This is a genomic window from Amycolatopsis mongoliensis (genome assembly GCF_030285665.1).
GTDB classification, from domain to species: Bacteria; Actinomycetota; Actinomycetes; order Mycobacteriales; family Pseudonocardiaceae; genus Amycolatopsis; species Amycolatopsis mongoliensis.
In genome coordinates this window covers 6,701,338-6,722,020 of record NZ_CP127295.1, presented here as the reverse complement: position 1 = coordinate 6,722,020, position 20,683 = coordinate 6,701,338, and the positions used below count along the sequence as shown (strand labels likewise).

Sequence of the window (20,683 nt, the reverse complement as noted above, 5' to 3'; positions counted from 1 at the left end):
TGACCAGTTCAGACCCAACAAAGAAGGTAGGACAGTGCATGAAAGGCAACGGGCTGCCCCGCGCCGAAGTGCCCGCCGCGTTCGACGCGGGAGCCGCGTCCTACGACCGGCTCGTCGGGCTGAACCCCGGCTACCACCGCGACCTGCGCCTCTCGGCGCGCCGGCTCGTCCCGCCGGCCCGGTCCGGGCTGCGGATCCTCGACGCCGGGTGCGGCACGGGCGCGTCGACGGCCGCGCTGCTGGCGATCGCCCCGGACGCGCGCATCACCGCGATCGACGCGTCGGCCGCGATGCTCGCCCGGGCCCGCGCGAAGACCTGGCCGTCCACAGTGGACTTCCGACACACCCCGGTCGAGGAGCTGGCCGGGGTGCCGGGCCCGTTCGACGCGATCCTCGCCGCGTACCTGCTGCGCAACGTCGCCGACCCCGACGCCACCCTGCGGGACCTGCGCGGGTCGCTGCGCCCCGGCGGGCACCTCGCCCTGCACGAGTACTCGGTGCGCGACTCCCGCCGCGCGCGGTGGGTGTGGAACGCGGTGTGCGGGGCGATCGTCCTCCCGCTCGGCCGGGTCACCACCGGCGACGCCACGCTCTACCGGTACCTGCGCCGCAGCGTGCTGGCCTTCGACGGCGTCGGCGACCTCTGCGACCGGATGGCACGCGCGGGCTTCACCGACGTCCGCACCGGGACGATGCCGGGCTGGTCGCGCGGGATCGTCCACACGGTGCTGGGCACCGCGCCGTGATCGCGGGCCGCGACCGCCGGGCGGAGACCCATCCGGCACCCGGCGGACTCGCCGACGCCGGGCTGCTCGGCCGCCGTCCGCGCGCCGCTGTCGTCGGGGGCGGCATCGCCGGGCTGACCGCGGCGACCGGGCTCGCCGAACGCGGCGCCGAGGTCACGGTGTTCGAGCGCGAAGCCCACCTGGGCGGCCGCGCCGGCGGCTGGCCCGAGCGGCTCCCGGACGGCACCGGCGTCACGATGAGCCGCGGCTTCCACGCGTTCTTCCGGCAGTACTACAACCTGCGGGCCCTGCTCTCGCGCACCGACCCGGGCCTGGACCGGCTCGTCCCGGTGCCCGACTACCCGCTGGTCGACCCGCACGGACGCACCGACACCTTCGCCGGGCTGCCGCGGACGCCACCGGTGAACGCACTGGCGTTCGCCTTGCGCAGTCCCACTTTCCGGGCTCGCGACCTGCTGCGTCTCGACGGGCGGCAGGCGCTGCCGCTGGCGACCGTCAGCGTCCCCCGCGTCTACGAACAGCTCGACCACCTCGACGCGGCGTCGTTCCTCGGCGCGATCAACTTCCCCGCCGCGGCCCGGCACCTGGCGTTCGAGGTGTTCTCGCGCAGCTTCTTCGCCGACCCGGGCGAGCTTTCGGCGGCCGAGCTCGCGACGATGTTCCACCTGTACTTCCTGGGTTCCGCCGAAGGCCTGCTCTTCGACGTGCCCGCCGAGCCGTTCCCGCAGGCGCTGTGGAACCCCTTGGGCGACTACCTCGCCGGGCGGCGCGCGGACCTGCGCCTCGGCACGGCGGTGACCGAGGTCGTCCGGGACGCCGGCGGCTTCCGGGTCGACGGGGAGCCGTTCGACGCGGTCGTGCTCGCCTGCGACGTCGCGGGGCTGCGCCGGATCGTCGCGGCCTCCCCCGGGCTGGGCACGCCGTCGTGGCGGGCGGCGATCGACGGGGTGCGCACGGCGCCGCCGTTCGTCGTCCGGCGGCTGTGGCTCGACCGGCCGGTCGCCGCGCACCGGCCGGCCTTCCTCGGCACGGGCGGCCTGCCGCCGCTGGACAACATCAGCGTCCTCGACCGGTACGAGGGCGAGGCCCGCCGCTGGGCCGGGCGTACCGGCGGCTCGGTGGTCGAGCTGCACGCGTACGCGTCGGACGGCATCGGCCTGGACAAGCGGCTGCACGAGCTCTACCCGGAGACCGCCGAGGCCCGCGTGCTGGGCGAGCTCACGGTGACGCGGCAGGACTGCCCGCTGTTCCCGGTGGGCGGGTTCGCCCGGCGGCCCGGCGTCGCCACGCCGGAACCGGGCCTGGTCCTGGCGGGCGACGCGATCCGGATCGACCTGCCGGTGGCCCTGATGGAACGCGCGGCGACGACGGGCTGGGCCGCGGCGAACGAGCTGCTGACCGGCTGGGGCGTGGCCGGGCACCCGCTGCGCTCGGTCCCCAACCACGGCCGGCTCCGCCTGTTCCGCCTGCTCGACCGCCTCGCCGCCGGCCGATCAGGGCGTCAGCGATGACATGAAAGGGTCGTTCATGTCATCTGGCGACATGAACGACCCTTTCATGACAACTGGGGGCCGGTACCGCGTGGCTAGGGCCGCCCCACCCCGGGGTCGCTGGGGTGGGGCTTGACCGGCGTCACCGTGACCGTCATCCAGGCGTGCAGCGGCATCGACTCGAGCACCTGCCGCAGCTCGGCCTCGCCGGCCGCGGCGAACAGCCCGATCGTGTGCCACTCGCCGGGGGCCTCCGGCGGTTTCCACAACCGCAGGATGTGGCCCTGCGCCGCCAGTTCCCGGCTCCGCGCGGCTTCGCGCCGCCGCGTGTCCGCGACCGTTTCGTCCGTGGTGCCCGCCGGGACGGTGGTCACCATGTCGACGAGGAACTCCATCGTCCGTGCTCCCTTCAGAGCCGCGAAACCTGGTAGTGCCCGATCAGCCACTCGTCGCCGACCCGGCGGACGATCACGCTCAGGTGCACCGTGATCGCCGGCCGGTCGGGAAAAGCGAACTCCACACTCGAGTACCCGAGCACCACGTCCTCGGCGAGGCGCCGGGTCTCCACGATCCGGTACGCCGCCGTCATGCCGAGCGGCTGGGAGTCGTAGTACTCCGCCACGCCGTCCCGGCCCACGCTGTACGGGTGCAGGCCCTGGAAGATCGCGTCCTCGGTGAAGGACGCCGCCACCCGGTCCGGGTCGTGCGCGTCGACCGCCGACTTCCAGCCGTCCAGCACGGCCGTGAGGATTTCCCGTTCGGTGCTCATGGTGGTCAGTGTCCCGCGCTCTGGCCGCCGTCGACGTGCAGGATCTCGCCGGTGACGAACGGCGCGCCCTCCAGGTAGACGACCGCGTCGACGATGTCGCCGGTGTCGCCCAGCCGCCCGACCGGGTGCAGGCCGGCGAGTGCCTCGTGGGTCGAGGCCGGGTGCATCGGGGTGCGGATGATGCCGGGCGACACCGCGTTCACGCGGACGCCCCGCGTGGCGTACTCGATGGCGAGCGACTTCGTGACCGCGTTCAGGCCGCCCTTGGTCAGCGACGCCAGTGCCGAGGGCACCGCGCTGTTCGCGTGGTCGGTCAGGCTGGTCGTCACGTTGACGACGTGCCCGCCGCCGACCTCCAGCATCGCGGCGATCGCGCGCCGGGTGACCTCGAAGAAGCCGCGCAGGTTCACGCCGGTCACGAGGTCGAAGTCGGCCTCGGTGTACTCGGTGAACGGCTTCGCGATGAAGACGCCGGCGTTGTTGACCAGCGTGTCGACGCGGCCGAACGTCGCCAGCGCCTGGTCGATCACGCGGGCGCCGACGGCCGGGTCGGCGATGTCGCCCGCGACGGCCAGGATCCCGGCATCGCCCGACGGGGTGATGGAGCGCGAGTTCGCTACCACGGCGTAGCCGAGCTTCCGGTACGCCTCGACCACGGCCGCGCCGATGCCCTGTGAAGCGCCGGTGACGACCGCGACCTTCTGGGTGTTCATGGTTCCTCCTGGTGGGTGTGCTTCCTGAGCCGAGGATGTGCCGGGCGGAACCGGTCCGCCACGACCGGTTCGCTCTCAGGTGGAAGGCCCGCACTCCCACCGCACTAAGCTCCCGGTATGGAGCTACGCCAGCTTCGGTACTTCGTGGCCGTCGCCACAGAACTGAACTTCGGCCGGGCCGCGGAGCGGCTGCACATCGCCGGGCCCTCGCTGTCCCAGCAGATCAAGGCGCTCGAACGCGACCTCGGCGTCCGCCTCTTCGACCGCGACCGCCGCTCGGTGACGCTCACCGAGTGCGGCGAGTCGCTGCTGCCGCGGGTGCTCGCGCTGCTGGAGCAGGCCGACGAGCTGCGCCGCTCGGCCGCGGGGATCGCCGCGCGGGAGCCGGTGCGGCTGGGCTACGTCAACTGGCGCCCCGCCGACCTGCTCGACCGCGTGGCGGGCGTCGCGCACCTGCACGTCGACACGTGGGTGCTGCCCTCGCACGCCCAGTTGCGCCGGGTCGCCGACCGGAGCATCGACCTGGCGATCTGCTGGGCGCGGGCGGCCGACCTGGCCGACCACGACCTCGACGCCCACCTGCTCGGCGCGGACCGCCTGCACGCGATCGGCGTCGGCACTTCCGAAGTGCCGGCGAAGGACGTCGTCGTGCTCGTCGACGCCGACACCGCCAGCTGGGCTTCGTGGAACGTCTACGCCGAGGAGTTCGCGCGGGTCACCGGCGCCCGGGTCGTGCACACCCACGACGGCGGCGTCACCGGCCCAGCGTTCTTCGACCACGTCCGCCGGCTGCGGCGCCCGGTGCTCAACTCCCCGAAGGGCCAGACGACGCCGGTCCCGCCGGATCTCGGGCGCCGTCCGGTGACCGGGCCGGCGCCGCTGTGGACGTGGTCGCTGGTGGCCCGCCGCGACGAAACCCGCGCCCCGGTGCTGGCGACGATCGCGGCGCTGACCCGGGACGTCGGCCCGCTGGACCTCGACACCGGGTGGGTGCCCGCCGGCGACCCGCACGCGGCGCTCAGCCGAACGCCCGCACCGCCACCTCCTGCCAGTCGTTCCACGTCTTCAGCCGGTCCGCGTACTCCTGGGTGACCGCGGGCAGGGACTTGCCGAGGAACATCCGCAGGGGCGGGTCGGCGGCGTCGACGAGGTCGAGGACGGCCGCGCGGGTGGCGTGCGGGTCGCCGACGTCCCACTGGCCGTCACCGGCGGCCGGGTAGTCCGGGTTCGGGGTGCTCCGGCGCGAGCCCACGCTCAGCCAGTCGGTCGCGTAGGGGACCCGGCTCCAGGTTGGTGACGTGGATGCCGAGCTCCGCGACCTCTTGCGCCAGCGACTGGGAAAGGCCTTCCAGGGCCCACTTCGACGCGTGGTAGGCGCCGATGCCCGGGAACGCGAGGACACCGCCCTCGCTGGTGACCTGGATGATGTGCCCGCGGCGCTGTGCCCGCAGGATCGGCAGCGCCGCCTGCGTGACCCAGAGCGCGCCGAAGAAGTTCGTCTCCAGCTGGGCGCGGACTTCGTCTTCGCGCAGTTCCTCGACCCGGCCGAAGTGGCCGTAGCCGGCGTTGTTGACCACGACGTCCAGGCCGCCGAAGTGGTCCGCGGCGCGCCGGACCGCGGCGAACGCGGCCGCGCGGTCGATGACGTCGAGCTCGAGCGGCAGGATCGCGTCGCCGTACCGCTCGACGAGGTCGTCGAGCTGCGCCGGGGTGCGCGCGGTGGCGGCGACCCGGTCGCCGCGGTCGAGGGCGGCTTCGGTCCAGTGGCGGCCGAAGCCTTTCGAGGAGCCTGTGATGAACCAGATCATGCTTCCATGCTGGGCCTGCCGAGACATGAGCACCAGCGATGTCTTCGCACATCTGCTGTGCGGTTCGCTCATGGCTAAGCTGACGGGATGGCAGAGGTGACGCTGACCGGCCTGCGGGTGATCCGCGAGGTCGCGGCGACGGGGTCGTTCACCGCGGCGGCCGCGTCCCTCGGCTACACGCAGTCCGCGATCTCGCGGCAGGTGGCGATGATGGAAGCCGCCGCGGGCACGGCGTTGTTCGAGCGCCACGCCCGCGGGGTGCGGCCCAGCCCGGCTGGGGCGCTCCTGGCCCGGCACGCCACCACCGCGCTCGCGGTCGTCGACACCGCGGAGCAGGAACTGGCGGGCCTGCGCGACCGGCTGGCGGGCCGCCTGTCGATCGGCGCGTTCCCGGCCGCGGCGGCGGTCCTGGTCCCCCGGGCGCTCGCCGTCCTGCGCACCCGGCACCCCGGGCTGGCCGTCACGCTCGAAGAAGGGGCGACGCCGGCGCTGCTCGCCCGGCTGCGCGGCGGGCGCACCGAGGTCGTGGTGATCGGCGTCGGTGCCGGGCTGCCCGGCTACGACCTCACCGGCCTGCACCAGGACGTCCTGACCGAGGACGACCTGCGCGTCGCCGTCCCGATCGGGCACCGGCTGGCCCGGCAGCGGCGGACGGACGTCGGCGACCTGCGCGACGAGACGTGGATCGTCGGCCACGGCGGCCGCGGAGAGCCCCAGTTCGGCGCGTGGCCGACACTCGAGGAGCCCCGCGTCGGCCACGCGGTCCGCAGCTGGACGACCCGCCTGGGAATGGTGGCGGCCGGGCTGGGCATCGCGCTGCTGCCGGGCGTCGCGGCGGCGTCCGTGCCGGCCGGGGTCGCGGTCGTGTCCGTCGAGGACCCGGCGTGGCGGGGCCGGTCCGCGCTCGTCCTCACCCGCCCCGGCCGCTCGGCGGGCGCCACCGCTCTGGTCGGCGCCCTCCGGGAGCAGGCGGCCCAGCTGCGCGGCTGATCACCCCAGCCGGGCGGCGAAGAACGCGGCGAGTTCGTCGGCCGCCGGGCCGACGTACTGCTCGCGGTCGTAGAGATCGACGTGGGTCGCCCCCTCGATCCACCGCAGCTGCTTAGGTTCGGCGGCGCTCGCGAGCACGTCGGTCGTCATGTGCTTCGTGACCGCCTCCGTGCCCGCGATCATCAGCAGCGGCCGCGGGGCGATGAGCCCGGCGAAGCGGCCCGCGTCGAAGGCGACGATCCGGTCGAGGCTGTCCCAGGTGAACTCCGCGGCCGAGCGGGGGTGGCGGGCCCGCTCGGTCCGGTAGTACTCGAAGCCCTCGAACCCGTGCTGCCCGCCGGCGGCCCGGGCCGCTTCGGCGGTCTCCGGGAAGATCGGGAACGACGTCGTCTTGCCGCCGCGCGCCTGCGCGGTGCGAGCCGCGGCCGCCGCGTCCACCATGGCCCGGACGACGGCCGGATCCTGGGTTCCGTCGGCACCCTCCCGGAACATCCGGCCGATGTCCGCCGCGCTGACGGTCGCGACCGCCCGGATCCGGTGGTCGGTGGCCGCCGCCGGGATCACGTAGCCGCCCGACGCGCAGATGCCGAGGGCGCCGATGCGCTCGGCGTCCACTTCGGACCGCGTGGTCAGGAACGACACGGCGGCCTTCAGGTCCTCGACGCGCTGCGCCGGGTCCTCCAGGCCCCGGGGCAGGCCGCCGCTCTCGCCCTGGAACGCGGCGTCGAAGGCGAGGGCCGCGAACCCGCGCTCCGCCAGCAGGCGGGCGTAGCGGCCGGCGGCCTGCTCCTTCACGCCGCCGGCCGGGTGCCCGACGACGACGGCCGGGAGCGGGCCGGGCGCTTCGGGCAGGTACAGGTGCCCGGCGATCTCGACGCCGGCGCTGGGGAAAGTCACGTTCTTCCGCATGGCTCCAGGTTCGGGCCGGTGGGGCGCCGGCGTAAGAGGCGGGTCCTTGCCCCGGACCCGGCGTTCGGGGGCAGAAACCTGCCCACCCCGGACCGGCCGTCCCAGGGGACAATCGGGGTCATGGAGCCCACCGGTCAGCCCAAGGAGCTCGGCGACTTCCTCAAGGCGCGCCGCGCGCAGCTGAGCCCGCAGGACGTCGGCCTGCCGGACCCGGACGCGCGGCGGCGGGTGGCCGGCCTCCGCCGCGAGGAGGTGGCGCAGCTGGCCGCGATCAGCGTCGACTACCTGACCCGGCTCGAACAGGGGCGCGTGCCGGCCTCTTCGTCGGTCCTCGCCACCCTGGGCCGCGCGCTCCGGCTGAGCGACGACCAGCAGTCCTATGTGCACGAACTGGCGGGCAAGCCCTTCCGCCGGCCGCGGCGCCGGGCGGGCGAGAACCTGCGCCCCGCCATGAAGAGGCTGCTCGACCGGCTGGCGGAGACGCCGGCGATGGTGCTGGGCCGGCGCCTGGACGTGCTCGCGTGGAACGCGTCGGCGGCGGCGCTGTTCACCGACTTCGCCGGCTATCCGGCGCACCGCCGCAACTACGTGTACCTGCTCTTCGCGGACGCTGCGGTGCGCGCGCTCCACGTCGACTGGGAAGAGGCGGCTCGCACCGCCGTGGCGGCCCTGCACCTGGAGGCCGCCCGCGACCCGGACGCACCGGAGCTGGCGGACCTGGTCGGCGAGCTCGCGGTGCACCACCCGGAGTTCCGCGCGTGGTGGGCGGCCCATCACGTGACGAGCGCGGGCTACGGGGTGAAGCGGTACCGCCACCCGGTGGTCGGCGACCTGACCTTGGACTGCGACCTGTGAGACAGCCCGGACGGCAGCGGGCAGCGGCTGATGGTCCTGACGGCGGAGCCGGGTTCGGCGGCGCACGAGGGGCTGCGGATCCTGGCGTCGTGGACGGCCGAACCCGCCGAAGGCGGTGCGGCGCACCGGTAGGACGCGCCGCACCGCCGTCCGCGCGGATCAGCTGCCGTGTACGTCGTACGTCATGTGGTAGTCCGCACCCGGCAGGGCGTTGAAGAACGCCAGCAGGTCGCCGATCCCGGCCTGCGTCTCGGTGATCGTCACCGAGCCGAGGACGTCGTCCTTGCCCCCGTCCTCGTCGACCAGCGTCACCTTGATCGAGCCCGTGAACGTGCGCTTGGCGGTGAGCGTGACGGCATCGCCCTTGCCCAGCGTGTGCGGGCCCGAGATCGTGACGCCGTCGACCTGCAGGCTGGCTTCGTCCCTTCCGATCACGTCGTCCTTCTTGACGCACTTGAGTTTCTTGATGTGCAGCTCGGCCATGGTCCCTCCAGGACATTCGTGGGTTTCCTGAAGACCAAGGGACCCGGAGACCGCCCCAGATACACGCCTACCGGCGGACCAGCACCGCGACCGCGGCGATGCCGGCCACCACGACGGCCGCCAGCGCCAGCATGCTGATCCCCATGCCGTGCGCGAAAGCCTCGCGCGCGGACGCCGCCAGGTGCTCGCCCGCCGGGCCCGCCGCCACCGCGAGCGCGCCCGCCAGCGAGCCTTCCGCCGCTTCGCGCGCGGGCGGCGCCAGCAACGCCGTCGCGGAGCGGACCGAATCCGTGTAGCCGGCGGAAAGGACGCTGCCCACGAGCGCGATCCCCAGTGCCGCACCGACTTCGCGCGTCGCGTCGTTGACCGCCGACGCCACGCCGTACTGCGACGGCGGCGCGTTGTCGAGGATCGCGCTCGTCGCCGCCGGGGCCGTCACCCCGATCCCCGCGCCCAGCACGCACACCGCGATCGCCAAGGCGGGATAGCCGCTTCCGGCGTCCAGCTGTCCGATGAGGACCATGCCGGCGACGACGACCGCGAGCCCGGCGCACGTCACCGCCCGCAGCCCGAACCGGCGGACCAGCGGCGCCGAAGCCAGCGAAAGCGGGAACAGCGACACCGCGACGGGCCACAGCGCCAGCCCCGACTTCAGCGCCGAATACCCCTGGACCAGCTGCAGGTACTGCGCCAGCGCGTAGAACATCCCGAACGCCGCGGTGAACTGCACGGTCACCGAAACCGAGCCGGCCGCGAAGGCCGCGTTGCCGAACAGCCGGACGTCCAGCAGCGGCGACGCGCGCCGCAGTTCGTACCCGACGAACAGCGCGCCCAGCACCAGCCCGCCCGCGAGGGACCCGAGCACGATCCCGCTGCCCCAGCCGAGATCGGCGACGCGCAGGATGCCGAACACCACCGCCCCGATCGCCAGGGCGCTGAGCACCGCGCCGGCGACGTCGAACGCGTGCGGACGGCGGTCGCGCGACGTCGGCACCGTCAGGCTCGCCGCCACCAGGACCACGGCCAGCACCGCCGGCCCGAGGAACACCGAATGCCACGAGAAGTGCTGCAGCAGCACGCCGGCGAGCACCAGGCCGCCGAGCCCGCCGACGCCGGCCACCGCGGCCCAGATCCCGATGGCCCGGCCGCGCCGCTCCGGCGGGAAGCTCGCGGTGATGATCGACAGCGTGGCCGGCATGATCATCGCCGCGCCGAGCCCGGTGACGGCCCGGGCCCCGACGATCCACGCCGGCGTGCCGAGGAACACCGGCGCGGCACACCCGGCGGCGAACACCAGCAGGCCCACGACGAGCACACCGCGGCGTCCGTACCGGTCCCCCAGCGCGCCGGCCGGCAGCACCAGCGCGGCCAGCACCAGCGTGTAGACGTCGACGATCCAGGTCTGCCCGGCCTGGGTCGCGCCGGTGTCGGCGGCCAGCGCGGGCAGCGCGGCGTTCACGATCGTCACCATGGCGATCACCAGGCCGACCGCCGTGCACATCACGCCCACCGTCCACGCGCGACGGCCGGGGGACAGCACGACCTCGTCGGCGGCATCGAGCTCCGCGCGCATCCACCTCGCCCCTCGTCCGCGGCACCGGTCTCCCCCGACGCTACTTCCGGGTTCCGAGACTCACGGCCGGGTCCTGTCTCGGTTCCCGGTGCCGGCGCCCGAGATCCCGGCCGGCACCGGAACGCCGGCGGTCACCCGTTCGTGGCGGGCGGGGAGGGACGACACTGGGTGGACCACCGCGTTCGAAGGGACCCGATGACCGCCTCGCCGACCGACCCGCCGCTCGCCCTGCACGGACTCCTCACCGGCCGCGGCTGGCACCTCGACGGCGAACGCGACCCCGGCGACCCGGCCTTCCCCGGCGACCCCCGGTGCGGCTGGCACTACCCGGCCACGTTCGGCGGTCAGCCGATCACCGAGATCGACTTCGTCACCCCCGCCCGCCTGCAGTGCTACTTCACGTTCGACCGCGAAGGCGACGAGGTGCTCGGGATCCTCCCGGCGGGGAACAAGCGCCGCAACGGGTGTCCCGAGCACGACACTGATGAGCGGTTCTTCCGCTACGCCGCCGACGGGAGCCTCGACCTCGGCCGGATCGCGGCGGAGCTGGACGCCTTCGAGCCGCGGGCGCGCGAGCTGGACCCGCGCGCGGTCGTCGAGTGCCTGTTCTTCGGGCCGTGCGCGGCGGCCGTCAGCTCGAACGGAGTTCGAGTGTGACCGCCGTCCTGCACTCCGGATCACTCCGGCGGTAACGATTCGCCGGCCTTCCGGCGGGTATTCACGGCCCGAGGTCAGCCGATCCTGCGGCGGGCGACGGCACGGAAGAAGCACGCATGATCAAGACGGCAACCTCGGCGCTGAGCGAGAGGGCGAACGGCTGGGCAGCGGTGGCCGCGGTGGCGGCCCAGCTGCCCGGCTCGCTCGCGCGCGACTACTGGACGACGTCGGTGCTCGAGTCCGCTCCCGGGCACTACGCATCGGGTGTCGCCCACGGGATGTTCGGCGCGCGCCTCCCCGCGGCCGCCCGGGGTCCCGGCGACGAAATGACCGTCCGGTCCGAACGCAGACCGGTGGGACTCAGCCGGCGGTCACTCGCGGCCGCCTTCCCGGAAGCGACCGGCAGGCTCGTGCTCTTCCTGCACGGCCTGGTGGAAACCGAACGCTGCTGGTTCCGCGGTGACGACGACTTCGGCGGGCGCCTGGCGGCCGACCTCGGCACGACGCCGGTCTACGTCCGGTACAACTCGGGGCGGCACGTCTCCGAGAACGGCGCCGACCTCGTCGCCCTGCTTTCCCGGCTGGTCGCGGCCTGGCCGGTACCCGTCACCGAGATCGTCCTCATCGGACACTCGATGGGCGGACTGGTGGCGCGAAGTGCTTCGTACCAAGCGGAAGAACAGGGAGTCCCGTGGCTTCCCAGCGTGACACGGCTCGTGTGCCTGGGCACCCCGCACAGCGGTGCACCGCTGGAACGACGAGTCGCCCACCTCGTGCGTCTGGCCGGCAGGTCGTCGCTGACGAGGCCCCTCACCCGCCTCCTCGCCGCCCGCAGCGACGGCATCCGGGACCTCGCCCACGGCTACGTGCACTCCGCGCAGTGGGCGCCCGGGCACGAAGCCGGATGGCGGCCGGCACCCGGGTCGGGCACCGGCATCCGCCGCCTGTTCGTGTCCGCGACGCTCTCCCGCACCGAAGGAAGCGCGTGGGGCCACCTCTTCGGCGACCTCCTCGTGACACCGGTCAGGGCCGGCGACCTGACCGACGAAGCCGACATCGTCTGGCTCGGGGGGCTCAATCACTTCGGCCTGCTCCACGACGCCGCCGTCTACACGACGCTCCGCGACTGGTTGCGCACAGCCGGCTGAGGCATCGTCAGCGGCGGGGTCGTCGTGCACCACTCGGTGTGCCATTCCGCAAGCGACGTTTGTCCGCATCCGAATCGGGCATGCCGCCCGGAACCGGAACCTGGCTTCAGGCTCCGCGGAATCGGAGGGATTCACCATGACACCGAACGCGACCACGACCGCCGTCCGGCGGACACCACGACAGCTCTTCGCGGCGGTCGTGGGAGTCGTCTTCCTGCTGGTCGGTGTGCTGGGGTTCATCCCCGGCGTGACCACGAACTACGACATGCTGACCGGCGCGGGCCACCACTCCGGAGCGCTGCTGCTCGGCATCTTCGCCGTCTCCATCCTGCACAACATCGTCCACCTCGCCTTCGGCGTGGCGGGCCTCGCCATGGCCCGCACGCCCGGCGGCGCGAAGGCCTTCCTCGTCGGTGGCGGCGTCGTGTACCTCGTGCTGTGGCTCTACGGCCTGATCATCGACCACGACAGCGCCGCCAACTTCGTCCCCGTCAACACCGCCGACAACTGGCTGCACCTGGTCCTGGGCCTCGGCATGGTCGCGCTCGGCCTGATCCCGCTGAACGCCCACAAGGCCCCGATCGCCGACTCGCGGTAGCCGGGCGCACTCGAGCGGCCGTCCGCAGTCCGCTCGCCTGAGCCGGGCTCCGCGGACCTGCGTGTTCATGTTTGCCGCGGCCGGCGACGGGGGTATCTCCACGGCAACGACAGGAGACCCGCATGCCGGCGTGCAGCGTGCCGGGCGCCGCGCCGCCGCTCGAGCTGGCGGAGCAGCAGGCCACGGCGGCTTCGGGCGCGGTCCGGACTTCCGGACCGCGCCCGGGCCGCGGCACCCGCAGGAGCGACGACTACTCGCAGCACAGGCCGTTGTTCGACGAACTGGCCGCGCTGCCGGCCGGCCATCCGGGGCGCGGCCCGCTGCGCGAACGGCTGATCCTCGCGCACCTGCCCCTCGCCGAGCACATCGCCACCCGCTTCGGCGGGCGGGGCCAGCCCCGCGACGATCTCGTCCAGGTCGCCCGGATCGGGCTGGTGAAGGCGGTCGACCGCTTCGAGCCCGCCCAGGGCTCGGACTTCCTGTCCTTCGCGGTCCCCACGGTGATGGGCGAGGTCCGCCGGTTCTTCCGCGACACCGGCTGGTCGATGCGTGTTCCGCGGGGGCTGAAGGAGCTGAGCGCCCAGCTCACCCGAGGCACCACGCAGCTCGCGCAGGCTCTCGGGCGTGCCCCCACGCCGAGCGAACTGTCCGGCCACCTCGGCATCGACGTCGTGACCGTGCGCGAAGGCCTGCTGGCCTCGAACGCCTACGAGGCGTCGTCCCTGGACCAGCCTGCCGGTGACGGCGACGGCACCGCCACCGTGGCCGAGGGGATGGGCGGCCTCGACGCCCGGATCGAGCTCGTCGACGACCACGAAACCGTGGCTCCCCTGCTGCGGCGCCTGCCCGACCGGGAACGAGCCATCGTCACGATGCGGTTCTTCGACGGCATGAGCCAGTCCCAGATCGCCGCCCGCGTCGGCGTCTCGCAGATGCAGGTGTCCCGGCTGCTCGGCAAGATCCTGCGCGAACTGCGCGAGCAGCTCGCCGAGTGAAACCTCAACCGGCCGGAATCTCCGCCCACACCGTCTTGTAGCCGCCGTCGTGGGTGACCACGCCCCACCGGCCGCTGAGCGCATCGACCAGCAGGAGCCCCCGGCCCCGCGAGCTGTGCTCCGACGATTCGCCGAGGCGCGGGCCGAGGTCCGGACGCCGCGTTGCGCAACACGAAGCGACTCCACCGCCGCATGGCCGCGAGGTCGGGCGGCACGCCGGTGTCGAAGCGGAACTCGTCGGTGCCGGGGTTCGGGAGTTCCCCGGGTTCCTTTGCCGAGTCGTGCGGGTGCTGACAGCAGTCCCGTTCACCGGGCTACCCGGGTAAGTACGCGTCAGCGGGACCGCCGGTTCTGGCCGAGGAACCGCGGATCCCGGCGTGTCTCGTCGGCGCCGAGACCGTCACGCGAGGCGTCGTCGGTCGGCCTCCTCGGACGGCGGCTCGATGATGGTGAAACACTCGGTCAACCCCGCCAAAGTCAGCACCCGCCGCACGGGCTCGGAGGGGATCAACGCCAGATCCACGCCGTCGCGCCCGCACTCGACGTCGAGTTTCAGCAGCGCTCCGATGCCGGCCGAGCTCAGGAAAGCCACGCCGCCGAGGTCGACCACGAGCCGTTCCGGTCCGGTGCGGCGAACCGCGGCGAGCTCGTCCGCCATCAGCGGAGCGGTGGCCAGGTCCATCTCGCCCCGGATCCCGACCACTGCCACCCCCGGCTCGGGATGGGCGGTCCGGTAGGACAGGAGCGCATCGCGACCGACGGCGGTCCAACTGGGTGATTGGTCCATGAAAACCCCTGCACGGCTTCAAGAGCGGACGCTCGGGGCAGGCGGGGTCTCGACCCGGCCGAAGTGCTGGAAGGCGGCGGCACTGCCCGCACCACGCACCACCACGGTAACGCGCGGAGGTGACGCCATCAACGGACACCGGATTCGTGGGCGCGGTTCAGCGGCCCCGGGTGTGGGTGACGAAGCCGGCGAGACCGTCGGCTTCGACGCGGTATCCGTCGCTGTTCGGGTGGCAGGACTCCTCGTCGTAGTGGCCCATGTCGAGCGCCCGGCGCGGCCTGCCTCGGCAGTTGAGCCCGTTGGCGTAGGGCTCGCTGGTGCAGATGTCGTGCGACGGCGAGCCGTCGTGGGCGAGGAAGTCGACCTGCACGTTCTTGACGAACAGTCCGGCCCGGGTGGCGACCGTGCTGATCACCGAGTTCAGGCTGGATAGGTGAGCACGACGATGTGCGCGTTCGGGGCCGCGTCCCGCACGGCCTGATAGAGGTTCGCGAGCCTGGCCTGCAGGCTGGTTTTCGGTGTCTGGTCGCCGATGACCTTGTCGGCGGCGGTGAGCCGGTGGTCCCAGCAGGTGTCCTTGCCGTGGTCGGGGTGCAGGCAGCCGGCGAAGCCGACGTCGTTGCCGCCGAAGGAGAGGGTGACCAGCCGGGTTTCCCGCCGCAGCGGGTGTTGCCCGCGACGGGCCGACAAAGTGCGGTGGACCGATGACGAACAGACAGCCGGCGCGGAGTGACTCCCTCGGTTTCGAATCACCTCTTCCCAGCGAGCACCCGGCCGGGCTACAGTCAGCCTCAGCGTTATTTCGGGTACCGGAACGTACGGGGACCAAAGTGACAGATCGCGACACTGAGACCTTCGACGAGCTGGGGCCGCAGGCCTCTCTGGGCGAGGTCCTGCTCGCCCTCGGCGGGCGGCTGACCCGGCTCCAGACGGAACTGCTGGCGGGCCTCGAGCAGCCGCTCACCATCCGGCAGTATCGAATCCTGTCCCGGGTGGGGAGCGGCCACACATCGCTCACGGCGTTGTGCAAGCTGGCGCACCGCAACCCGTCGACCATGTCCGAGAGCGTCGACAAACTGGTCAACCAGGGTTTCCTGTCCCGCCGCCCGTCGGCCACGAGCCGGCGCACGATGCAGCTCGAACTCACCGCAAAGGGCGTGACCGCCCGCGACACCGCGCGGCGCGAACTCGACAAGTTCACCGCCGAGCTCACCTCGGGCCTCGCACCCGAGATGCGCGAGCAGCTCCTGCCCGCGCTCTCCCGGCTCTACTTCGACGTCCAGGGGAATCTGGACGACCGGTAACGCAAGAAGACCCAAGGGGGGTCCGCCGGCGCACCTCGTCGGCCTCAAGACACAGGGTTGCACAAGCCACAAGGAGGTGGCCCCGTCATGCCCCCGTCCCCCACCACCACGTCCCGGACTCTCCTCGGCCGGCTCGACGAGTCGGAGTTCACCGCACGACACCTGAGGATCTACGTCACCGTCCTCCTGGGACATTTCCTGTGCGGATTCGTGATCAACCTGACCGGTGTGGTCCTGCCGGGTGTCATCAAGACGTTCCACCTCACCAGCGAGTCGGCCGGGGTGTTCTCCTCGGCGTTGTTCGCCGGGATGCTCGTGGGCGCGGCCATCGCCGGCACCGTGTCCGATCGGTTCGGCCGGCGGGTGCCGCTGGCCATCACCCTGATGGTCTACGCGTTGTTCTCGCTGGCCGCGGTGTTCGCGCCGACGTTCGGCGCACTGGTCACGTTCCGCGCGTTGCAGGGCATCGGCCTGGGCGCCGAAATCGCCGTGGTGCTGCCCTACATCGCCGAGTTCGTGCCATCGCGTCACCGTGGTCCGCTCGTCACCGCTGCCACGGCGGCGTGGCTGATCGGGCTGCCGACCGCCGCCGCGGTGGGCACCGCGGTGGTGCCGTCGTTCGGCTGGCGCGCGATGTTCGTGATCGCCACGGTGCCGGCGCTCGTCGGCTTCCTCATGCTGGCGACACTGCCGGAATCGGTCCGCTACCTGCTGCGCCGCGGTCGGCTCGATGATGCCGCGGCGATCGTCGGCCGCTTGTGCCGAGGCTATGGAACGCCCGGGGCCACGACGCATCACGAGGCACCCGAGTCCCCCGGCACCGTGCGCACCCTCGTCGCCCGGCACTACCTGCGCTACACCATCGCCATCTGGTTCATGGAGGTCTGCGCCGGCGCATTCCTCTACGGGCTCTCGAGCTGGCTGCCCTCAGTTCTCGAAGGCCAGGGCGTGAGCCTGCTCAAGAGCTTCGGCTACACGGCGATCATCACCGCCGCCGGTGTGGTCGGCGCGATCCTGGCCGGTCAGCTGATCAACCGGATCGGCCGTCGTGTGGTACTCGGCGGGGCATTCGTCCTCAGTGGGTTGTTCTGCCTGGTCTGGGGCACCACGTCCGCTACCGGCGCGGTGATCTTGCTCGGCTGCCTGGCGACCTTCTTCGGCAGCGGCTTGGCCGGCAGCACGCTCTTCGCCTATGCCAGCGAGCTCTACCCGACCGCGAGCCGCGCGACCGGGCTCGGCTGGGCGGCGGCGTGGCAGAAGGTCGGCGGCCTCATCATGCCGGTGCTCGTCGGGTTCATCCTGGCCATGCACGCCTCGCAGTTCTTGTTCTTCCTGGTCTTCGGGGTCATCTCGATCCTCGCCGGGCTCGCCGCGTTCGTGGCGACCTTCGAGACCCGCGGCCGGACCGTCGAACAGATCACCCAGGAGATCACCGGCCGGGCGGCGGAGTCGACGCCGACCATGGCGCGTTCCTGACCGCCCGATCACTCCCCACAACCGCTGCGCGCACCACAAGACAGTGGAGGAACCATGACGATCGACCACGCCCCGGCGCCCGCCGGAGCGGCCTTGTCCGCTGAGGATCGCGCGGAGCTGCGGCTGCGGCATGGCAAGATCCGCGACGCGATGGCCGACCAAGGCCTCGACGTCGTGCTCGCCTACGGCCCGGCCTGGCGGCGGGAGAACATCCGCTACTTCACCGACGTCACCCCGGCCGGCAGCGCCGCGCTCGTCGTCCTCCCGGCCGAGGGTGACGCGGTGGCGTTCTCGACCCGGCCTTCCGACCTCACGGCGTTCACCGCGCAGGGCTGGGTCGGCGAGGCCCGGCGGCTGGACCCGGCGAACCCGGCGGAGCTGGGTGTGGTCCTGAAGGAGCTGGCGCCACGGCGCATCGGCATCGCCCACCACGAACTCGTGCCGCTCGTGCTCATGGAGACGATCCGCGCCGCGGCGCCGGCCGCCGAGGTGGTGCCGGCGACGAAACTGCTCGACACGGCCCGGCTCGTGAAGAGCGAGTGGGAGCTGGCCCGGATGCGCCGCAGTGCCGTCGTGTGCGCGGCGGGCTGGGAGGCGTTCGTCGACGTGCTCGAACCGGGGTTGCCGGAATACCGGATCGTCGCCGAGGTCGAGGCGCGGCTGAAGAACCTCGGCGCCGAGGACAACTTCATGCTCATCGCCTCGGGTCGCGACGAAGTCCGCGGCATGACCCCGCCCGGCGACCGGCTGCTCGAAGCCGGCGACATGGTGCGCACCGAGCTCACGCCCAAGATGGACGGCTACTGGCTCCAGATCTGCCGCTCCGCCGTCGTCGGCAAGGCCGATGACGGGCAGCGCAAGTCGTTCGACTTGTTCAACGAAGCGGTCGAAGCCGGCATCTCCGTGGTGCGGCCGGGCGTCACCGCCCACGAGGTCGCGGTGGCGGAGAACGACGTGTTCCGCAAGTACGGCTACGGCGAGTACTGCACGAGCCAGTACACCCGTGTCCGCGGCCACGGGCACGGCCTGCACCTCGACGAGACGCCGATCATCGAGGGCAACCACACGGTGCTGCCCGAGAACTCCGTGTTCATCATCCACCCCAACACCTACACGCCGCTGGCCGGCTACCACGTGCTCGGCGACCCGGTGCGCGTGACCGGCGACGGCTGCGAAGTGCTGATCACGACCGAACGGAAGCTGTTCGAGACAGGAGACGTGGCGTGAAACGCGGTCTGCACGTACTCGACCCCGCGGAGACCCCGGACCAGGAGTGGCAGGAGCGCGTCGCGACGCTGCAGCGCACCATGGCCGCCCAGGGAATCGACGTAGCCCTCGTCTACGGCGATGTGTCCCGCTCCGACGACCTCGCCTACCTGACCAACCTCTGCCTCTACTGGAACGAAGGCGTGCTGGCGATCCCCGCCGACGGGTCCGTCACGTTCCTGACCAAGCTCTCGCTGCGGGTGCAGAACTGGATGAGGGCGTCGTCGAAGGTCACCGAGTTCAGCGGTGGCAAGAACTTCGCCGAGCTCGTCGCGAAGTACCTGGTGGGCCGGAAGAACGGCACGCTCGGCTTGGTCGACGCCGCGCTGTGGCCCGCCGACGTGGCCGGCGAGATCGTCGCCACCGTGCCGGGCTGGGAGGTCCGCCGCCTCGACGGCCTGGTGCGCGAGCAACGTCTGGTGCCGTCCGCGACCGAGACCGAACTGCTGCGCGCGGCCGGTCGGATCCTGGACGACGCCGCTGCGAAGGCGACTGTCGAGGGCAGCACGGCCGGTAGCCGCGTCGAGACCGTGGAACGGGCCCTGCGCGGTGGCGGGTTCCTCGACCTGTACCCGAGTTCACTGTCCACTTCGGACGGTGTGACGTCGTTCGGCGTCACCGGCCAGTACCGCATGCACTGGGTGCACGCGAGCCGCGTGCTCGGCGACGGTGTCGGCTGGCCCGGCGTGCTTCAGGACGCGCTGAGCGCCGCGATCTCGGCGGCCAGGACCGGCGCGACCGTCGGCTCCCTCGCCGAAGCCGCGGCACCCGCGCTGGCGAAGCTGCCGGACGGCGCCGAGGCCGAAGTCCGCTGGGTCAACCAGGCCGACCTTTCCACCGGCGGTGAGTTCCGCGCCCAGGACCCCGCCGCGGTACTGGCAGACGGCGAAGCGGGCGCGGTGTCCGTGGAGGTCGCGTTCGCCGACGGCGGCAACGCGGCCGTGGCCGAGACCGTTCGCGTCACCGAGGGCGAACCCGAACACCTGACAGGAGCACAGCGGTGAGGATCCTTTCCAACGGCGACATCGAGCAGGTGCTCACCGCCGGCGAGACGCTCGGCGCGCTGGAGACGGCGTACCGGGAGCTCTCCGCCGGCCAGGGCGCCAACCGGCCGCGCAACCACACGTACTTCCCGGTCGAGGACAGCCGCCACCCCGGCTTCCGCTTCCGGTTCAAGTCCCAAGAAGGCGGCAACGTCTCCAGCGGCGTGTGGGCGCTGCGGATCACCTCCGACATCGCCGGCGTCGAGACGCTGCCCAGCGGCGTGCAGCGGCGGCGGCTCATCCCCGCCGCGCCCGGCGGCCGGTACGTCGGGCTCGTCACGCTCTACAGCCTGACGACGCTCGAACCGCTCGCCATCATGCACGACAGCTTCATCCAGAAGATGCGCGTCGGCGCCACCTCGGCGCTCGGCATCCGTGAACTGTCCAATCCGGACGCGACGGTCGCCGGGATGTTCGGCTCCGGCTGGCAAGCCGAGGCACACCTCGAGTGCCTGCTGATGGTGCGCCCGAACATCGAAGAAGTGCGCGTCTACAGCCCGACGCCCGAGCACCGCGAGGAGTTCGCGCGCGTATGGAGCGAGAAAACCGGGCGCAAGATCGTGGCCGTCGACGAACGGCGCGATGCGGTGGCCGGCTGCCAGATCGTCACCTGCGCCACCGCGGCCATGGAGGCCTGCTTCGACGGCGCCTGGCTCGAACCGGGCACGCACGTCACGGCCATCACCTCGCCGGACGGCACGGCCACCCGGCGCGAGCTGGACGACACGACGTTCGACCGCGCCGACCGCATCACCGTGCTCTCGCGTGAGCAGGTGCACCACGACAAGCAGTACGACATCCTCGGCCCGGTCGACCGCGGCCTGAAGTCGTGGGACGACATCCGCGAGCTGGGCGACCTGCTACTGGGCGAAGCCCCGGGCCGCACGAGCCCCGGCGACATCACCGTGTTCGCCAACAACACCGGAATGGGTGTGCAGTTCGCGGCCGTCTGCGCGCGGGCGCTGGCGCTGGCCGAGCAGCGCGACCTCGGGCACACGGTGCCCACCGAATGGTTCCTGGAAGAGACCAGCCCCTGACCGGGCGGGCGACACCACCGGAACGTCGAACGGAGA

At 72.4% G+C, this 20,683-nt stretch carries 23 protein-coding genes and 1 pseudogene; 14 read left to right on the top strand and 10 right to left on the bottom strand.

Annotation, left to right across the window (positions count from 1 at the left end):
- Nucleotides 1–38: 38 nt before the first annotated feature.
- Entirely contained in the window at nucleotides 39–746 is a 708-nt protein-coding gene (locus tag QRX60_RS32235) for a class I SAM-dependent methyltransferase (RefSeq protein ID WP_285995202.1), read from the top strand.
- Nucleotides 743–2,257 (top strand): FAD-dependent oxidoreductase, encoded by a 1,515-nt coding sequence (locus QRX60_RS32230; RefSeq protein ID WP_285995201.1) that lies wholly within the window; start codon nucleotides 743–745, stop codon nucleotides 2,255–2,257. The genes QRX60_RS32235 and QRX60_RS32230 overlap by 4 nt, the downstream gene beginning before the upstream one ends.
- A gap of 74 nt (nucleotides 2,258–2,331) precedes the next feature.
- Here the strand turns inward: QRX60_RS32230 and QRX60_RS32225 are convergent, their stop codons facing one another.
- Genes QRX60_RS32225 through QRX60_RS32215 form a run of 3 tightly spaced genes read right to left on the bottom strand, consistent with a single transcriptional unit; the run spans nucleotide 2,332 to nucleotide 3,718 of the window.
- Nucleotides 2,332–2,631 (bottom strand): muconolactone Delta-isomerase family protein, encoded by a 300-nt coding sequence (locus QRX60_RS32225; protein WP_285995200.1) that lies wholly within the window; start codon nucleotides 2,629–2,631, stop codon nucleotides 2,332–2,334.
- 14 nt (nucleotides 2,632–2,645) lie between these two features.
- A complete protein-coding gene (locus tag QRX60_RS32220) occupies nucleotides 2,646–3,005 on the bottom strand; it encodes a YybH family protein (protein ID WP_285995199.1) in 360 nt (119 codons plus the stop codon).
- Between the two features lie 5 nt (nucleotides 3,006–3,010).
- Nucleotides 3,011–3,718, bottom strand: coding sequence for an SDR family NAD(P)-dependent oxidoreductase (locus tag QRX60_RS32215; protein ID WP_285995198.1), 708 nt, complete (start codon nucleotides 3,716–3,718; stop codon nucleotides 3,011–3,013).
- 117 nt (nucleotides 3,719–3,835) lie between these two features.
- Here QRX60_RS32215 and QRX60_RS32210 point away from each other — a divergent pair, with 117 nt between their 5' ends.
- Nucleotides 3,836–4,810 carry a LysR family transcriptional regulator gene (locus tag QRX60_RS32210; RefSeq protein WP_285995197.1) on the top strand — a complete coding sequence of 325 codons (975 nt, stop codon included), beginning with the start codon at nucleotides 3,836–3,838 and terminating at the stop codon, nucleotides 4,808–4,810.
- Here QRX60_RS32210 and QRX60_RS32205 read toward each other — a convergent pair.
- Nucleotides 4,737–5,526: pseudogene (locus QRX60_RS32205) on the bottom strand (SDR family NAD(P)-dependent oxidoreductase). The gene QRX60_RS32210 and the pseudogene QRX60_RS32205 sit on opposite strands and share 74 nt — an antisense overlap.
- Before the next feature lie 87 nt (nucleotides 5,527–5,613).
- On the opposite strand from QRX60_RS32205, the gene QRX60_RS32200 reads away from it, so the two are divergent.
- Complete coding sequence (locus QRX60_RS32200) at nucleotides 5,614–6,516, top strand: LysR family transcriptional regulator (protein ID WP_285995196.1); 903 nt, start codon at nucleotides 5,614–5,616, stop codon at nucleotides 6,514–6,516.
- Here the strand turns inward: QRX60_RS32200 and QRX60_RS32195 are convergent, their stop codons facing one another.
- The gene (locus tag QRX60_RS32195; RefSeq protein WP_285995195.1) at nucleotides 6,517–7,425 is read right to left on the bottom strand and encodes an alpha/beta hydrolase; all 909 of its coding nucleotides are present in this window, start codon (nucleotides 7,423–7,425) and stop codon (nucleotides 6,517–6,519) included.
- Between the two features lie 120 nt (nucleotides 7,426–7,545).
- On the opposite strand from QRX60_RS32195, the gene QRX60_RS32190 reads away from it, so the two are divergent.
- Complete coding sequence (locus QRX60_RS32190) at nucleotides 7,546–8,280, top strand: helix-turn-helix domain-containing protein (RefSeq protein ID WP_285995194.1); 735 nt, start codon at nucleotides 7,546–7,548, stop codon at nucleotides 8,278–8,280.
- A gap of 159 nt (nucleotides 8,281–8,439) precedes the next feature.
- Here QRX60_RS32190 and QRX60_RS32185 read toward each other — a convergent pair whose 3' ends face one another.
- Entirely contained in the window at nucleotides 8,440–8,763 is a 324-nt protein-coding gene (locus tag QRX60_RS32185) for a hypothetical protein (RefSeq protein WP_285995193.1), read from the bottom strand.
- A gap of 67 nt (nucleotides 8,764–8,830) precedes the next feature.
- Entirely contained in the window at nucleotides 8,831–10,336 is a 1,506-nt protein-coding gene (locus tag QRX60_RS32180; RefSeq protein WP_285995192.1) for an MFS transporter, read from the bottom strand.
- A 195-nt stretch (nucleotides 10,337–10,531) separates the two neighbouring features.
- On the opposite strand from QRX60_RS32180, the gene QRX60_RS32175 reads away from it, so the two are divergent.
- The 4 genes from QRX60_RS32175 (at nucleotide 10,532) to QRX60_RS32160 (ending at nucleotide 13,734) form a co-directional block, all read left to right on the top strand.
- Nucleotides 10,532–10,993, top strand: a complete 462-nt coding sequence (locus QRX60_RS32175) for a hypothetical protein (RefSeq protein ID WP_285995191.1) — start codon at nucleotides 10,532–10,534, stop codon at nucleotides 10,991–10,993.
- Between the two features lie 116 nt (nucleotides 10,994–11,109).
- Entirely contained in the window at nucleotides 11,110–12,141 is a 1,032-nt protein-coding gene (locus QRX60_RS32170; RefSeq protein ID WP_285995190.1) for a PGAP1-like alpha/beta domain-containing protein, read from the top strand.
- Between the two features lie 136 nt (nucleotides 12,142–12,277).
- Entirely contained in the window at nucleotides 12,278–12,739 is a 462-nt protein-coding gene (locus tag QRX60_RS32165; RefSeq protein WP_285995189.1) for a DUF4383 domain-containing protein, read from the top strand.
- A 122-nt stretch (nucleotides 12,740–12,861) separates the two neighbouring features.
- Nucleotides 12,862–13,734, top strand: coding sequence for a SigB/SigF/SigG family RNA polymerase sigma factor (locus tag QRX60_RS32160; RefSeq protein WP_285995188.1), 873 nt, complete (start codon nucleotides 12,862–12,864; stop codon nucleotides 13,732–13,734).
- Between the two features lie 400 nt (nucleotides 13,735–14,134).
- On the opposite strand, the gene QRX60_RS32155 is transcribed toward QRX60_RS32160, so the two are convergent.
- The 3 genes from QRX60_RS32155 to QRX60_RS32145 all read right to left on the bottom strand — a co-directional run bounded on the left by QRX60_RS32155 (nucleotide 14,135) and on the right by QRX60_RS32145 (nucleotide 15,211).
- Nucleotides 14,135–14,521 (bottom strand): STAS domain-containing protein, encoded by a 387-nt coding sequence (locus tag QRX60_RS32155; protein ID WP_285995187.1) that lies wholly within the window; start codon nucleotides 14,519–14,521, stop codon nucleotides 14,135–14,137.
- Between the two features lie 157 nt (nucleotides 14,522–14,678).
- Nucleotides 14,679–14,936 (bottom strand): hypothetical protein, encoded by a 258-nt coding sequence (locus tag QRX60_RS32150; RefSeq protein WP_285995186.1) that lies wholly within the window; start codon nucleotides 14,934–14,936, stop codon nucleotides 14,679–14,681.
- A gap of 5 nt (nucleotides 14,937–14,941) precedes the next feature.
- Nucleotides 14,942–15,211, bottom strand: coding sequence for an SGNH/GDSL hydrolase family protein (locus tag QRX60_RS32145; RefSeq protein ID WP_285995185.1), 270 nt, complete (start codon nucleotides 15,209–15,211; stop codon nucleotides 14,942–14,944).
- 140 nt (nucleotides 15,212–15,351) lie between these two features.
- Here QRX60_RS32145 and QRX60_RS32140 point away from each other — a divergent pair, with 140 nt between their 5' ends.
- The 5 genes from QRX60_RS32140 (at nucleotide 15,352) to QRX60_RS32120 (ending at nucleotide 20,647) form a co-directional block, all read left to right on the top strand.
- Nucleotides 15,352–15,825, top strand: coding sequence for a MarR family winged helix-turn-helix transcriptional regulator (locus QRX60_RS32140; RefSeq protein ID WP_285995184.1), 474 nt, complete (start codon nucleotides 15,352–15,354; stop codon nucleotides 15,823–15,825).
- 87 nt (nucleotides 15,826–15,912) lie between these two features.
- Nucleotides 15,913–17,301 (top strand): MFS transporter, encoded by a 1,389-nt coding sequence (locus tag QRX60_RS32135; protein WP_285995183.1) that lies wholly within the window; start codon nucleotides 15,913–15,915, stop codon nucleotides 17,299–17,301.
- A gap of 54 nt (nucleotides 17,302–17,355) precedes the next feature.
- Entirely contained in the window at nucleotides 17,356–18,528 is a 1,173-nt protein-coding gene (locus QRX60_RS32130) for a M24 family metallopeptidase (protein WP_285995182.1), read from the top strand.
- Nucleotides 18,525–19,571, top strand: a complete 1,047-nt coding sequence (locus tag QRX60_RS32125; protein ID WP_285995181.1) for an aminopeptidase P family N-terminal domain-containing protein — start codon at nucleotides 18,525–18,527, stop codon at nucleotides 19,569–19,571. The genes QRX60_RS32130 and QRX60_RS32125 overlap by 4 nt, the downstream gene beginning before the upstream one ends.
- Nucleotides 19,568–20,647: an ornithine cyclodeaminase family protein gene (locus QRX60_RS32120; protein WP_285995180.1), complete on the top strand. Its 1,080-nt coding sequence runs from the start codon at nucleotides 19,568–19,570 to the stop codon at nucleotides 20,645–20,647. The genes QRX60_RS32125 and QRX60_RS32120 overlap by 4 nt, the downstream gene beginning before the upstream one ends.
- The last annotated feature ends 36 nt before the right edge of the window (nucleotides 20,648–20,683 follow it).